Annotated in this window: 13 protein-coding genes; 10 read left to right on the forward strand and 3 right to left on the reverse strand. The window is 53.3% G+C overall.

Annotated features, from left to right (window positions below; translation table 11 throughout):
* Positions 1 to 161 precede the first annotated feature (161 nt).
* From tig to AM379_RS12845, 8 genes are all read left to right on the forward strand, one after another.
* Positions 162 to 1,460, forward strand: a complete 1,299-nt coding sequence (tig, locus tag AM379_RS12810; protein ID WP_014168868.1) for a trigger factor — start codon at positions 162 to 164, stop codon at positions 1,458 to 1,460.
* A 260-nt stretch (positions 1,461 to 1,720) separates the two neighbouring features.
* On the forward strand, positions 1,721 to 2,344 hold the full coding sequence (gene clpP, locus AM379_RS12815; RefSeq protein ID WP_020885210.1) for an ATP-dependent Clp endopeptidase proteolytic subunit ClpP: 624 nt from the start codon (positions 1,721 to 1,723) through the stop codon (positions 2,342 to 2,344).
* A 126-nt stretch (positions 2,345 to 2,470) separates the two neighbouring features.
* Positions 2,471 to 3,745: an ATP-dependent protease ATP-binding subunit ClpX gene (gene clpX / locus AM379_RS12820; RefSeq protein ID WP_020885209.1), complete on the forward strand. Its 1,275-nt coding sequence runs from the start codon at positions 2,471 to 2,473 to the stop codon at positions 3,743 to 3,745.
* Between the two features lie 183 nt (positions 3,746 to 3,928).
* Positions 3,929 to 6,283 (forward strand): endopeptidase La, encoded by a 2,355-nt coding sequence (gene lon / locus AM379_RS12825; protein ID WP_014168872.1) that lies wholly within the window; start codon positions 3,929 to 3,931, stop codon positions 6,281 to 6,283.
* 210 nt (positions 6,284 to 6,493) lie between these two features.
* Positions 6,494 to 6,766, forward strand: coding sequence for a nucleoid-associated protein HU-beta (hupB, locus tag AM379_RS12830; RefSeq protein WP_002444653.1), 273 nt, complete (start codon positions 6,494 to 6,496; stop codon positions 6,764 to 6,766).
* Positions 6,767 to 6,978: 212 nt separating this feature from the next.
* On the forward strand, positions 6,979 to 8,850 hold the full coding sequence (gene ppiD, locus AM379_RS12835) for a peptidylprolyl isomerase (RefSeq protein ID WP_025204855.1): 1,872 nt from the start codon (positions 6,979 to 6,981) through the stop codon (positions 8,848 to 8,850).
* A 148-nt stretch (positions 8,851 to 8,998) separates the two neighbouring features.
* Positions 8,999 to 9,379, forward strand: coding sequence for a helix-hairpin-helix domain-containing protein (locus tag AM379_RS12840; protein WP_106503766.1), 381 nt, complete (start codon positions 8,999 to 9,001; stop codon positions 9,377 to 9,379).
* 99 nt (positions 9,380 to 9,478) lie between these two features.
* A complete protein-coding gene (locus AM379_RS12845; protein WP_014168875.1) occupies positions 9,479 to 9,877 on the forward strand; it encodes a YbgC/FadM family acyl-CoA thioesterase in 399 nt (132 codons plus the stop codon).
* 60 nt (positions 9,878 to 9,937) lie between these two features.
* Here AM379_RS12845 and queC read toward each other — a convergent pair whose 3' ends face one another.
* Both queC and AM379_RS12855 read right to left on the reverse strand, forming a co-directional pair.
* Positions 9,938 to 10,633 carry a 7-cyano-7-deazaguanine synthase QueC gene (gene queC, locus AM379_RS12850; RefSeq protein ID WP_014168876.1) on the reverse strand — a complete coding sequence of 232 codons (696 nt, stop codon included), beginning with the start codon at positions 10,631 to 10,633 and terminating at the stop codon, positions 9,938 to 9,940.
* A gap of 66 nt (positions 10,634 to 10,699) precedes the next feature.
* Positions 10,700 to 12,400, reverse strand: coding sequence for an SgrR family transcriptional regulator (locus AM379_RS12855; RefSeq protein WP_106503767.1), 1,701 nt, complete (start codon positions 12,398 to 12,400; stop codon positions 10,700 to 10,702).
* Positions 12,401 to 12,501: 101 nt separating this feature from the next.
* On the opposite strand from AM379_RS12855, the gene cof reads away from it, so the two are divergent.
* Positions 12,502 to 13,320 carry an HMP-PP phosphatase gene (cof, locus tag AM379_RS12860; RefSeq protein WP_014168878.1) on the forward strand — a complete coding sequence of 273 codons (819 nt, stop codon included), beginning with the start codon at positions 12,502 to 12,504 and terminating at the stop codon, positions 13,318 to 13,320.
* Between the two features lie 41 nt (positions 13,321 to 13,361).
* Here the strand turns inward: cof and AM379_RS12865 are convergent, their stop codons facing one another.
* The gene (locus AM379_RS12865) at positions 13,362 to 14,408 is read right to left on the reverse strand and encodes a PLP-dependent cysteine synthase family protein (protein WP_106503768.1); all 1,047 of its coding nucleotides are present in this window, start codon (positions 14,406 to 14,408) and stop codon (positions 13,362 to 13,364) included.
* Positions 14,409 to 14,523: 115 nt separating this feature from the next.
* Here AM379_RS12865 and AM379_RS12870 point away from each other — a divergent pair, with 115 nt between their 5' ends.
* Positions 14,524 to 14,982: an Lrp/AsnC family transcriptional regulator gene (locus AM379_RS12870; RefSeq protein WP_020885204.1), complete on the forward strand. Its 459-nt coding sequence runs from the start codon at positions 14,524 to 14,526 to the stop codon at positions 14,980 to 14,982.
* Positions 14,983 to 14,987: the final 5 nt, after the last annotated feature.

Consider the following 14,987-nt stretch of genomic DNA (forward strand, 5'->3'; position numbering starts at 1 on the left):
TCTCGACTCACCTAAGTGATGCCGCTATAATGCCGCGTCTTAATGAATGTCTTCGGGATGATTCTGGCGACAGGGAATGTGAATCTGCACTAAGAGAGCATCCCGGTATAACAGACAGATTCAGAGTTGACCGAGCACTGTGATTTTTTTGAGGTAACAAGATGCAAGTTTCAGTTGAAACCACTCAAGGCCTTGGCCGCCGTGTAACGATTACTATCGCTGCTGACAGCATCGAAACTGCTGTGAAAAGCGAGCTGGTCAACGTAGCAAAAAAAGTACGTATTGACGGCTTCCGTAAGGGCAAAGTACCGATGAATGTTGTTGCTCAGCGTTATGGCGCTTCCGTGCGTCAGGATGTGCTGGGTGAACTGATGAGCCGCAACTTTATTGATGCGATCATCAAAGAAAAAATTAATCCGGCCGGTGCGCCGAATTACGTTCCAGGCGAATACAAACAGGGCGAAGACTTCACCTACTCCGTAGAGTTCGAAGTGTACCCGGAAGTTGAGCTGAAAGGTCTGGAATCTATCGAAGTTGAAAAACCTGTTGTTTCCGTGACTGACGAAGACGTTGACGGCATGCTGGACACTCTGCGTAAGCAGCAGGCGAACTGGAAAGAGAAAGAAGGTGCTGTTGACGCGGAAGACCGTGTGACCATCGACTTCACCGGTTCTGTAGACGGCGAAGAGTTCGAAGGCGGTAAAGCGTCTGACTTCGTACTGGCAATGGGCCAGGGTCGTATGATCCCAGGCTTCGAAGACGGTATCAAAGGTCACAAAGCGGGCGAAGAATTCACCATCGACGTGACCTTCCCGGAAGAGTACCACGCTGAAAACCTGAAAGGTAAAGCAGCGAAGTTCGTTATCAACCTGAAGAAAGTTGAAGAGCGCGAACTGCCTGAACTGACTGAAGAATTCATCAAGCGTTTCGGCGTGGAAGATGGTTCTGTAGCCGGTCTGCGTACCGAAGTGCGTAAAAACATGGAACGTGAGCTGAACGGCGCTGTACGTAACCGTGTGAAATCTCAGGCGATCGATGGTCTGGTAAAAGCGAACGAAATCGACGTTCCGGCTGCCCTGATTGACAGCGAAATCGACGTTCTGCGCCGTCAGGCTGCACAGCGTTTCGGTGGCAACCAGCAGCAAGCGATGGAACTGCCACGCGAGCTGTTCGAAGAGCAAGCTAAACGCCGCGTTGTTGTTGGCCTGCTGCTGGGCGAAGTGATTCGTACCCACGAGCTGAAAGCTGACGAAGAGCGTGTGAAAGGCCTGATCGAAGAGATGGCTTCTGCATACGAAGATCCATCAGAAGTGATCGAGTTCTACGGTAAGAACAAAGAGCTGATGGACAACATGCGCAATGTTGCCCTGGAAGAGCAGGCTGTTGAAGCGGTACTGGCGAAAGCGAAAGTGACCGAAAAAGCGACCTCTTTCAACGAACTGATGAACCAGCAGGCGTAATTTCGCCCCCAGGGTTTAAAGTTTGAACAAAAAACCCGTTGCCTTCCGGCGACGGGTTTTTTTTATCACGGCTTTACCCCAGGAAGAGTGCTAAAACGCCCTTTCAGTGTTAGCGTAACAACAAAAGGTTGTTATGCTTGAAATAGGGCAGTATGAACCCCATAAGTGTGTAATCACGATGATTGAGACTGGCTGATAATCCGTCCGTAAGGTTACAATCAGTACAGCAGGTGTTTTCAATTTTGATCCAGGAGACGGAAATGTCATACAGTGGCGAACGAGATAACTTTGCACCCCATATGGCTCTGGTGCCAATGGTTATTGAACAGACCTCACGTGGTGAGCGTTCTTTTGATATCTATTCCCGTCTGCTCAAGGAGCGCGTTATCTTTTTGACCGGCCAGGTGGAAGACCACATGGCTAACCTGATCGTGGCGCAGATGCTGTTTCTGGAAGCGGAAAACCCGGAAAAAGACATTTACCTGTACATTAACTCCCCGGGCGGCGTGATCACGGCAGGTATGTCCATTTATGACACCATGCAATTCATCAAGCCAGATGTCAGCACTATCTGTATGGGTCAGGCTGCATCTATGGGTGCGTTCCTGTTAACCGCAGGGGCTAAAGGTAAGCGTTTCTGCCTGCCAAATTCCCGCGTGATGATTCACCAGCCGCTGGGGGGTTATCAGGGGCAGGCGACGGATATTGAAATCCACGCCCGCGAAATTCTGAAAGTAAAAGCGCGCATGAATGAACTTATGGCGCAGCATACGGGTCAATCTCTTGAGCAGATCGAGCGCGATACCGAGCGCGATCGTTTCCTCTCTGCCTCTGAGGCTGTTGAGTACGGCTTAGTCGACTCCGTTTTGACCCATCGTAATTGATGCCCGTGACGCGAGTGTGCCGCTATACTCAGGTAGGGCGGCATGTTGCTAAAAGCAGCTTGCGTCTGAAAATGGCATTTGCGTCGTCATGTGCGGCACAAAGAACTTAAAAAGAGGTTTGGACTCATGACAGATAAACGCAAAGATGGTTCGGGCAAACTGCTGTACTGCTCTTTTTGCGGCAAAAGCCAGCATGAAGTGCGTAAACTGATTGCCGGGCCGTCCGTGTATATCTGCGACGAATGTGTTGACTTATGTAACGACATTATTCGCGAAGAGATTAAAGAAGTAGCACCTCACCGCGAGCGCAGCGCGCTGCCAACGCCGCATGAAATTCGTCATCATCTTGACGACTATGTCATCGGTCAGGAGCAGGCGAAAAAAGTGCTCGCCGTGGCGGTATACAACCACTACAAACGCCTGCGTAACGGTGATACCAGCAATGGCGTAGAACTGGGTAAAAGTAATATTCTGCTGATCGGTCCAACCGGTTCCGGTAAAACGCTGCTGGCTGAAACGCTGGCGCGTCTGCTGGATGTTCCGTTCACAATGGCCGATGCCACCACCCTGACCGAAGCCGGTTATGTGGGCGAGGACGTAGAAAACATCATCCAGAAACTGCTGCAGAAATGCGATTACGATGTACAGAAAGCGCAGCGCGGGATTGTTTACATCGATGAGATCGACAAGATCTCCCGTAAATCTGACAACCCGTCCATTACCCGTGACGTATCGGGTGAGGGCGTGCAGCAGGCGCTGCTGAAGCTGATTGAAGGTACGGTTGCAGCCGTTCCACCGCAGGGTGGCCGTAAACATCCTCAGCAGGAGTTCCTGCAGGTTGATACGTCCAAGATCCTGTTCATCTGTGGTGGTGCGTTTGCCGGTCTGGATAAAGTGATCTCTCACCGTGTTGAAACCGGCTCCGGCATTGGTTTTGGCGCGACGGTGAAAGCCTCGTCCGAAAAGCCGAACGAAGGCGAGCTGCTGTCACAGGTTGAGCCAGAAGACTTGATCAAGTTTGGTCTGATTCCTGAGTTCATTGGCCGTCTGCCTGTTGTGGCAACGCTGAACGAACTGAGTGAAGACGCGCTGATCCAGATCCTGAAAGAGCCGAAAAATGCGCTGACCAAGCAGTATCAGGCGCTGTTCAATCTGGAAGGCGTTGAGCTGGAATTCCGTGACGAAGCGCTGGACGCGATTGCCAAGAAAGCGATGATCCGTAAAACCGGTGCACGTGGCCTGCGTTCTATCGTGGAAGCGGCGCTGCTTGACACCATGTACGATCTGCCGTCGATGGAAGATGTTGAGAAAGTGGTGATTGATGAGTCGGTCATTAGCGGCCAGACCAAGCCATTGCTGATTTATGGCAAGCCGGAAGCGCAACAGGCATCTGGCGAATAATTCACCAAATCATACAAGCAGTTAATCAAAAAGGGGGGATTTTATCTCCCCTTTTATTTTTCCGTATACGCGGCGTTGAATGTGTGGGAAACATCCCCATATACTGGATACATGTTAATGGTTATGTGAAGCACAGTGACATGACCAGTTTACCTGGCGGACACTAAACTAAGAGAGAGCTCTATGAATCCTGAGCGTTCTGAACGCATTGAAATCCCCGTATTGCCGTTGCGCGATGTGGTGGTTTATCCGCACATGGTCATACCCTTATTTGTAGGGCGGGAAAAATCTATCCGTTGCCTCGAAGCCGCCATGGATCATGATAAAAAAATCATGCTGGTGGCTCAGAAAGAAGCATCAACGGATGAGCCGGGTGTAAACGATCTTTTCACCGTCGGGACCGTGGCCTCTATTTTGCAGATGCTGAAGCTGCCTGACGGCACCGTTAAGGTGCTGGTAGAAGGCTTGCAGCGTGCGCGTATTACCACCCTGTCTGACGATGGCGAGCATTTCTCTGCCAAGGCAGAGTACCTTGAATCACCTCAGCTGGATGAGCGCGAGCAGGAAGTGCTGGTGCGCACCGCGATTAGCCAGTTCGAAGGCTATATCAAGCTGAACAAGAAAATCCCACCAGAAGTGCTGACGTCGCTGAACAGCATCGACGATCCTGCGCGCCTGGCGGACACCATCGCTGCACACATGCCGCTGAAGCTGGCAGACAAACAGTCCGTGCTGGAGATGTCCGACGTTAACGAACGTCTGGAATATCTGATGGCGATGATGGAGTCTGAAATCGATCTGCTGCAGGTTGAGAAGCGTATTCGTAACCGCGTTAAAAAGCAGATGGAGAAATCTCAGCGTGAGTACTATCTGAATGAGCAAATGAAAGCCATTCAGAAAGAGCTCGGCGAGATGGATGACGCGCCGGACGAAAACGAAGCGCTGAAGCGTAAGATCGACGCGGCGAAAATGCCGAAAGAGGCCAAAGAGAAAGCCGAAGCAGAACTGCAGAAGCTGAAAATGATGTCTCCAATGTCGGCTGAAGCGACCGTCGTGCGCGGCTATATCGAATGGATGGTTCAGGTTCCCTGGAATGCCCGCAGCAAGGTCAAAAAAGACCTGCGTCAGGCGCAGGAGATCCTGGATACCGACCACTACGGCCTTGAGCGCGTGAAAGACCGCATTCTTGAGTACCTCGCAGTCCAGAGCCGTGTGAACAAAATCAAAGGCCCGATTCTGTGCCTGGTGGGACCACCGGGGGTAGGGAAAACCTCTCTGGGTCAGTCCATCGCCAAAGCGACCGGACGTAAGTATATCCGTATGGCGCTGGGTGGCGTACGCGATGAAGCGGAGATCCGCGGTCACCGTCGTACCTACATCGGTTCTATGCCGGGTAAACTGATCCAGAAGATGGCGAAAGTGGGCGTTAAAAACCCGCTGTTCCTGCTCGATGAAATCGACAAAATGTCTTCGGACATGCGTGGCGATCCGGCGTCTGCTTTGCTGGAAGTTCTTGATCCAGAACAGAACGTGGCGTTCAGCGATCACTACCTCGAAGTGGATTACGACCTGAGCGATGTAATGTTTGTCGCGACCTCGAACTCCATGAACATTCCGGCGCCGCTGCTGGACCGTATGGAAGTGATTCGTCTCTCCGGTTATACCGAAGACGAAAAACTGAACATTGCGAAACGGCACCTGCTGCCGAAGCAGATTGAGCGTAACGCGCTGAAAGCCAACGAGCTGACCGTTGAGGACAGCGCGATTATTGGCATCATCCGCTACTACACCCGTGAAGCGGGCGTGCGTAGCCTTGAGCGCGAAATCTCTAAACTGTGCCGTAAGGCGGTTAAACAGCTGCTGCTGGATAAGAGCCTGAAACACATCGTGATCAATGGCGACAACCTGCATGCCTATCTGGGCGTTCAGCGCTTTGACTATGGTCGCGCGGACAATGAAAACCGCGTGGGCCAGGTCACCGGTCTGGCATGGACGGAAGTGGGTGGCGATCTGCTGACCATTGAAACCGCCTGTGTCCCGGGTAAAGGCAAGCTGACCTACACCGGCTCTCTGGGTGAAGTGATGCAGGAGTCGATTCAGGCCGCGCTGACCGTGGTACGCGCGCGCGCGGAGAAATTGGGCATCAACCCTGATTTCTACGAGAAACGCGATATCCACGTGCACGTGCCTGAAGGGGCAACGCCGAAAGATGGCCCAAGCGCAGGTATCGCCATGTGTACCGCACTGGTATCCTGCCTTACCGGCAACCCGGTGCGTGCCGATGTGGCAATGACCGGTGAGATCACGTTGCGTGGCCAGGTGCTGCCAATCGGTGGGTTAAAAGAAAAACTGCTGGCGGCACACCGTGGTGGGATCAAAACCGTATTGATCCCTTACGAAAATAAACGCGATCTGGAAGAGATTCCGGACAACGTGATTGCCGATCTGCAGATTCATCCTGTGAAGCGAATTGAGGAAGTTCTGACTCTCGCCCTGCAGAATGAACCTTCCGGAATGCAGGTTGTAACCGCAAAATAGTGACCTCGCGCAAAGAGCGTCAATAAAAGTAAGGCTGGTAAGTCATTTCGCACTTGCCAGCCTTTTTTTGTATAGCTAATTTAGATTGCTGATTAGGCCAGCCATCAACAACGGGTGTTGTAAGGTCATGGCAGGCCTGATATAACTGCTGCGCGGTCGCGTTGTGAAGGATTCAGGCGCGATATAAATTATAAAGAGAGGAAGAGAACAGTGAATAAATCTCAACTGATTGACAAAATTGCTGCTGGTGCTGATATTTCTAAAGCTGCAGCTGGACGTGCGTTAGATGCATTAATTGCTTCTGTTACTGAATCTCTGCAGGCTGGGGACGACGTTGCACTGGTAGGCTTCGGTACTTTTGCTGTTAAAGAGCGTGCTGCCCGTACTGGCCGCAACCCTCAAACCGGTAAAGAGATCACCATTGCTGCCGCTAAAGTGCCGGGTTTCCGTGCAGGTAAAGCGCTGAAAGACGCAGTAAACTGATTGCTTTCCCATCTCAGGGAAGCCGAATAGTACAAGGGCGCATCATTTGATGTGCCTTTTTTGTTTGTCCAGGCCTGATTTGTGCGAGTTTATGCGAGTTGTGGGCTGACAATCGCACCGTTTTCTTGTCACAATACGCCTTTACGCGCGACGGGCAGGATTTTCCGTTAGCGTCAGGTAACCAGTCACCTACAGCGGAGTGTTGTTACACCATGATGGACAGCTTACGCACGGCTGCTAACAGTCTCGTGCTCAAGATTATTTTCGGTATCATTATCGTGTCGTTCATATTGACCGGCGTGAGCAGTTACCTTATCGGCGGTGGCGCGAACTATGCCGCAAAAGTGAATGGCCAGGAGATCAGCCGCGGTCAGTTCGAGAATGCTTTTGCCGGTGAACGTAACCGTATGCAGCAACAGCTGGGCGACCAATTCTCTGAACTCGCGGCAAACGAAGGGTATATGAAATCCCTGCGCCAACAGACCCTGAACCGTCTGATCGACGAAGCGCTGCTGGATCAATACGCGAAAAAACTGGGCCTGGGCATCAGCGATGAGCAGGTTAAAAAAGCCATCTTATCGACTCAGGCTTTCCAGTCTAACGGCAAATTCGACAATGCGCGTTACAACGGCATCATTAATCAGATGGGCATGACTGCCGATCAATACGCTCAGGCTCTGCGTAATCAACTGACAACCCAACAGCTTATCAATGCCGTTGTTGGCACTGATTTCATGCTCAAAGGTGAGACGGAAGAGTTAGCAGCCCTGGTTGCACAGCAGCGCGTAGTACGTGAAGCGACCATCGATGTGAATGCTCTGGCGGCGAAGCAGCAGGTTAGCGACGCGGACATTAACGCCTATTACGAGCAGAACAAGAATAACTTCGTTGCTCCAGAACAGTTCCGTGTGAGCTACATCAAGCTGGATGCTGCCGCGCTGCAGGAAACAGCCTCTGACGCGGAAATTCAGTCTTATTACGATCAGCATCAGGATCAGTTCACTCAGCCGCAGCGTAACCGCTACAGCGTGATCCAGACCAAAACTGAGGCAGACGCCAAAGCCGTGCTGGATGAGCTGAATAAGGGCGCTGATTTCGCCTCCCTCGCGAAAGCAAAATCCACCGATATTATCTCTGCTAAAAACGGCGGTGATATGGGCTGGCTGGAAGAGAGCACCACGCCTGACGAACTGAAAAATGCCGGTCTGAAAGACAAAGGCCAGCTTTCGGGTGTCATTAAATCTTCCGTTGGTTTCCTGGTGGCGCGTCTGGATGACATCGAGGCCGCGAAAACCAAGCCGCTGGCTGACGTTCGCGATGATATCGCAGCGAAAGTGAAGCAGGAAAAAGCGCTGGATGCTTACTACGCGCTGCAACAGAAAGTCAGTGATGCTGCCAGCAACGACAACGAATCTCTGGCGGGTGCTGAGCAGGCTGCAGGGGTGAAAGCGGTTGAGACCGGCTGGTTCGGTCGTAACAACCTGCCGGAAGAGCTGAATTTCAAACCGGTTGCTGATGCCATCTTCAACGGTGGTCTGGTTGGCGAGAACGGCACGCCGGGCAGCAACTCTGACATCATTACCGTCGACGGCGATCGTGCGTTTGTTCTTCGCGTCAGCGAGCACAAACCAGAAGCGATTAAACCGCTGGCAGAAGTGAAAGATCAGGTGGTTGCTCAGGTTAAGCACAACAAAGCGGAACAGCAGGCAAAACTGGATGCTGAGAAGATTCTGGTTGACCTGAAAGCGGGTAAACAGGATGCGCTGAAAGCGGCAGGTCTGAGCTTCGGTGAGCCAAAAACGCTGAGCCGTACCGGTCAGGATCCTGTCAGTCAGGCAGCGTTCGGTCTGAGCCTGCCTGCGAAGGACAAACCAAGCTTCGGTACCACTACCGATATGCAGGGTAACGTCGTTCTGCTCGCACTGGACGACGTGAAAGCAGGCACGATGCCTGAAGAGCAGAAGAAAGCGATGGTGCAGGGTATTACCCAGAACAATGCCCAGATTGCTTTCGAAGCGATGATGAGCAACCTGCGCACAGAAGCCAAAATCAAGCTCGGTGACGTGATGACTCAGCAGCAATAATTACGTATTTGCTCGCATATTTTCGTAACGCTCTGCAATAACTAAAGGCCGCTTTCGCGGCCTTTTCCATTTCTGCAATCTGCCGTTTGTGCCGGGTTATAACGCTGGATATTGTGGCCTGGCTGTCAACAAACAAGGAGATAACAGCATGAAATGTGGAATCAAGGCTCTGTTCATTACTCTGGCGATTGCCACCACCGGGATGAGCACAGGTGCGCTGGCGACGACACCTGCGGCGAAAACACCGGCGGTGCAAACCAGGCCTGACGCAGCGGCACCCGCAGCTGGCCAGACGAAAGCCACGGATGCCGTAAAAAGCGCGGATGATGACGGTACGCGAGTCAGTATCAATTCGGCATCGGCAGAGGATCTCGCCCGGGTGATGAATGGCGTAGGGCTAAAAAAAGCGCAGGCGATAGTCAGCTATCGCGAAGAGTACGGTCCTTTCAAAACGGTTGACGATCTTAAGCAAGTGCCCGGTATGGGCGGGGCGCTGGTTGAGCGCAACCTCTCACACCTGACGTTGTAATCACATAATTACTTGCACGGCGGCAAAATTTTGCCAGGATAAAGAGGTCATACCAGTCATGACCTCTTATCCTATAACAACAGTAAAGGCTATTGCGCTATGCAGACAAAAATCAAAGTACGCGGCTACCACATCGATGTTTACCAGCACGTCAACAACGCCCGTTATCTTGAGTTTCTTGAAGAAGCGCGCTGGGACGGTCTGGAAAGCAGCGAAAGCTTTCAGTGGATGACCGCGCACAACATCGCGTTCGTGGTCGTCAACATCAATATCAACTACCGTCGCCCGGCCGTGCTGGGAGATGTGCTGACCATCACCAGCCAGCTTCAACAGTTAAACGGCAAGAGCGGCGTGTTAACCCAGGCGGTGACGCTGGATCCTGAAGGCCAGGCCGTTGCCGACGCGCTGATCACCTTTGTCTGTATCGATCTGAAAACCCAGAAAGCGTTGCCGCTGGAAGGGGAGTTGCGGGAAAAACTGCAGTTGATGATCGTCTAAGCGCGTTGTGTTCATGACCCGTGCTGTCGATATTCTGTTCGCCAGCACGGTCAAAGAGGCTTATTTGAGCCCGGTTTTTTTCTTCATCGCCGACATCACGCCCGCTTTATCGGCCAGATAGTGATTCAGTCCGTTTGCGCGCAGATTACAGGCCGCACACTGACCACAACCATCACCTTTAATGCCGTTGTAGCAGGTAAGGGTTTCGCTGCGAACCATGTCCAGTTTGCCCCAGTAGTCTGCCAGTGCCCAGGTTTCCGCTTTATCAAGCCACATCAGTGGCGTTTCAAAGCGCGTCTCTTTTGCCATCCCCAGATTCACGGCGTGGTTGAGAGCCTTCACGAACTCGTCACGGCAGTCAGGGTACCCGGAGAAGTCGGTTTCACACACGCCCGTGATCACCGCTTCGGCTTTCACCTGGTAGGCGTAGATCGCCGTCAGCGTCAGGAAGAGAATGTTGCGGCCTGGCACAAAGGTGTTCGGAATGCCGCTGGCATCAGGTTCATAGTCAGGAACGGGAATACTGTCGCGGGTGAGGCTACTGACGGCCAGTTCATTTAACAGCGTAACGTCCAGCACCTTATGCGCGCGCGCGCCCAGTTTCAGCGCCAGTTCACGGGCGACGTCAATTTCAGCGCGATGTCGCTGACCATAATCGAAAGTGACACAGTGAACTTCATCGTACTGATGAAGCGCCTGAACCAGGCAGGTAGTGGAATCTTGTCCTCCGCTGAACACGACGACGGCACGTTTCATAAATCATCTCGACAGTTACGGTAAAAACATCATGTTACCGTCTGACTACGGCGACGACCAGCTTCTTCACGATTTGGGGGCCGGGAGCCAGGCTTCGGTGAAATCGAACCAGCCGCGGGTGTTAAGCCGTATGCCATTGACTCCCGGGGGCGCGCTGATTTGGTACTGGTAGTTAAACAACGGCGTCAGCACCGCGCTCTCCATGAGTTGGGTGAAAATAGCTTTCAGCCCGCGATGCCGGGCATGCTCGTCAGCCTGAGTCTGAACGGCATCGAGTGTCGCCTGCAGATGGGCATATTGCGGCGCGCTCAGCAAGTGCGGCCATAGCGCATCGCAGCGAAGCCACTGCTCAAGGGTGTATTCCGGTGCTTCGCCAATCAGCCTGTCTCCCATCATGAGGTCCGCGTCGGCAAGATGCTGACATCCGTCCCACGTTTTGGCATTGTGAAAGATGACCGTTAACGCGCAGCCCTGGCGGGAAAGATACGCTTTTAGCTGACTTGCCATGGTATGTAACTCGACGGGCAGATGGTAAATCAGGGTCAGCGTCTCAGGCAAAGGGACATCCGTGAGATCAAGCCACTCAGGAATACGCCAGCCCGGCAGCAACTCCTGCGTTGGGGTGATAAGCCCCTCATCCAGAGGAAGAGTATGCAGAAGCGTTGAGAGGTGAATGATGTTGATAAGGCGTCTTGCCTGCATTTCGCTAAGACGCGGGCTGCGCTTCAGCGTGAGGTAGCAAAACCCCAGGCTGATGCTGTTACTCACCAGCCGCAAACGGGTCAGTTCGTCAGGCTCTCCGATGGCGATTTGTACCGGATGCCGGCAGCTGGTTCCAAGCCCCTGATCAAATAGCTGAGGGGTGATCCAGAACTCGATGGCCTTCAGTAGCGGGTGGCTAAGGTGATACTGCTCATGGCTTTCCAGACGAACCAGGTCCGGCTTATACGCGGTGAGCCTGAAAGGTCCGCAGCCTGTCATCGGTTGTGCCGGGTGCGCCACACGGCTGCAATAGGTTGCCAGCCGATGTGCCAGCCAGTAGTCGGGCTTGTGTAAAATAAACGTCAGACACTGCGGATGGGTAACTTCAATGCGCAGCACGCTCTGAAAAAGCCTGTGCATGGCCGGGAGCGTCAACATCGCATTCAGACTCTCCTGTAACTGGACCGTTTCGACTTTATCACCGTTATGCCAGTGAAGCGTGGAGCGAATATAAAAATGCCAGCGCAGCCCGTCCTCCGACACGTCCCAGTGATGGGCAAGATCGCCCGTCGGTTCGCTGCTGTTACCGTGAAAACGCGTCAGCCCGGAAAAGACCTGTCCTGCCAGATGCTGTTCCGCCCGACCGGGTAAAAAGCCGGGATGCAGTGGATCCAGTGAGCGGTAATAGGGAATGCGCAGCGTCGGCGTATCGTTTTGCCACTGGCCGCCTAAAAACGGATGAAGCAGTGACCGCAGCTCCTCCGGTGCCAGCTGGGCCAGCTCAAGCGCGTTATGCTGCTGCCCACGCTTCAGCGCCTCTTCCATCATCGCATTGCGCAGTGACTCCGGGGTGACGTGGAAAGTCAGCTCCCCACGCTTACCGCGGCCAGACTGCGCTCGCCAGCTAAGCCAGCCCGCCTCCTGCGCCTGACGCAGTAACGTACGGACATGCCGTTCGCTGCAAAAACAGCGGGCGGCCAGCTCGCTGATGGTGGCCTGCTGCGTCGCGCCAGCGGAAGGCTGCCACAAACGGTGGTACTGGTTGAGTCGGTTAAGCTGGCGCATGAGAAACCCTGAACAATAATTGTCATCTATTCACTATTACTTCCGTATATCTCACGCAATACTGATGCACAAGTTAACCGCATCACATTTCAGGAGTAATCATGGCTCGTCTCGCTGCGTTTGATATGGACGGTACGTTGTTAATGCCGGATCACCGTCTGGGTGAGAAAACCCTGAGTACCCTGAAGCGCCTGCATGAACGTGATGTCACCCTGACGTTTGCCACCGGCCGTCATGTGCTGGAGATGCGCCATTTGCTGGGGGCATTTTCCCTGGATGCTTTTCTTATTACCGGCAATGGGACGCGCATTCACTCTGTCGAAGGCGATGTTCTCCACCGTCAGGATCTCAACCCGGAAGTGGCAGATATCGTCCTGCACAGCACCTGGGACACCCGGGCCAGCGTTCATGTCTTTAACGATAACGGCTGGTTTACCGGGCATGACATTCCGGCATTGCTGCACGCCCATGTCTACAGTGGTTTCCGCTATCAGCTTATCGATCTGCGCCGTATTCCGGCTCACGCGGTGACGAAGATCTGTTTCTGCGGCGATCATGACGATCTTTGTCGCTTACGCATTCAGCTGAATGACGCGTTAGGCGACCGGGCGCACCTGACCTTTTCAGCGGTGGACTGTCTCGAGGTTTTGCCGGTTGGGTGTAATAAAGGATCGGCGCTGGCGGTACTGAGCGATCACTTAGGCTTAACGATGCAGGAATGTATGGCGTTTGGCGACGCCATGAACGACCGCGAAATGCTGGGCAGCGTTGGTCGCGGTCTGATTATGGGAAATGCGATGCCGCAGTTGAAGGCAGAGCTTCCCCATCTACCGGTTATCGGGCACTGCGGTAATGAAGCAGTGTCTCATTTTTTGACGCATTGGCTGGACAACAACAACCTCCCATATTCCCCCGAATAGTGAGACCCTTCCAGCAAGCCAGACCCCGGTCTGGCTTTTTTTTATTTCACCAGCTGCGTAATCTGCGCTTTCCACGGCTCAATATCGCCGATGTTTGCCTGAACCCACTGCGCATTGTAATAGGTCTCAAGATAGCGCTCACCGCTGTCGCAGAGTAGGGTGACGATAGAGCCGGTGCGCCCCTCTTCACGCATGCGAGCCGCAAGCTGCAGGGCTCCCCACATGTTGGTGCCGGTAGATGCACCGACTTTACGGCCAATCTGTGTCTCCAGCCAGTGCGCGGTTGCCACGCTGGCGGCATCCGCCACGCGGAGCATTTCATCCACCACGTCCGGAATGAATGAAGGCTCCACGCGCGGGCGGCCAATTCCTTCAATCTTACTGCCCACCGGGCTGCGCAGATCCGCATTGCGGCTTTGCCAGTAGTCCAGGAACACCGAGTTCTGCGGATCAACCACCATCAGCTGCGTATCATAGCCCTGACAGCGGATGTAACGCCCCAGGGTGGCTGAGGTGCCGCCAGTACCGGCGCTCATCACGATGTACGACGGAACAGGGTGAGGTTCGTGGGTCATCTGGCGGAAAATACTGTCGGCAATGTTGTTATTGCCGCGCCAGTCTGTGGCTCGCTCCGCAAAGGTGAACTGGTCCATATAGTGGCCATTCAGCTCACGGGCCAGCATTTCAGACGCGGCGTAAATTTCGCAGGCGCTTTCCACAAAGTGGCAGCGTCCACCGTAAAATTCGATCTGCTCAATTTTTCGTTTCGCGGTGCAGGAGGGCATCACGGCGATAAACGGCAGGCCCAGCAGGCGGGCAAAGTAGGCTTCGGATACGGCGGTTGAACCGGAGGAGGATTCAATAATCGTGGTTCCCTCCTTAATCCAGCCGTTACACAAACCGTATAAAAAGAGCGAACGCGCCAGGCGATGCTTCAGGCTACCGGTGGGATGGGTGCTTTCATCTTTCAGGTACAGCTGGATGCCAGCAAAACCCGGCAGAGCCAGGCGAATGAGATGGGTGTCCGCCGAGCGCTGATAGTCGGCATTGATTTCGCTGATGGCATGTTTAACCCAGGCGCTACTCATCGTATTTATCCGTTTGTCATTTTGTGCCCAGCATAGCGAAAAGCACAGAAAAAATTGTTGCTATATGGCCTTTAAAATAGAATGAAGGGAGAAAATTTTTCTCTGTGAGGTGGGTATGCTAGATAAAATAGACCGTAAGCTGCTTTCTTTACTGCAAAGTGACTGTACCCTCTCTTTGCAGGCACTGGCAGATGCCGTTAATCTGACCACCACGCCGTGCTGGAAGCGCCTCAAGAAGCTTGAAGATGACGGCATCCTTCTGGGGCGAGTCGCGCTTTTAGATCCCGAAAAACTGGGGCTTGGGTTGACGGCATTTGTCCTGATAAAAACCCAACATCACAGCAGCGAGTGGTACAGCCGCTTCGTAACACAGGTCTCCGAGATGCCGGAGGTGCTCGGTTTCTGGCGCATGGCGGGAGAGTATGACTATCTGATGCGCGTCCAGGTGGCAGACATGAAGCGTTATGATGATTTTTACAAGCGGCTGGTGAACAGCGTACCGGGCTTGTCGGACGTCACCTCGAGCTTCGCCATGGAACAGATTAAATACACCACAGCTCTACCCATTGATTAATTGAA

It is taken from the genome of Enterobacter cloacae complex sp. FDA-CDC-AR_0132, assembly GCF_003010695.1.
GTDB lineage: Bacteria > Pseudomonadota > Gammaproteobacteria > Enterobacterales > Enterobacteriaceae > Enterobacter > Enterobacter ludwigii.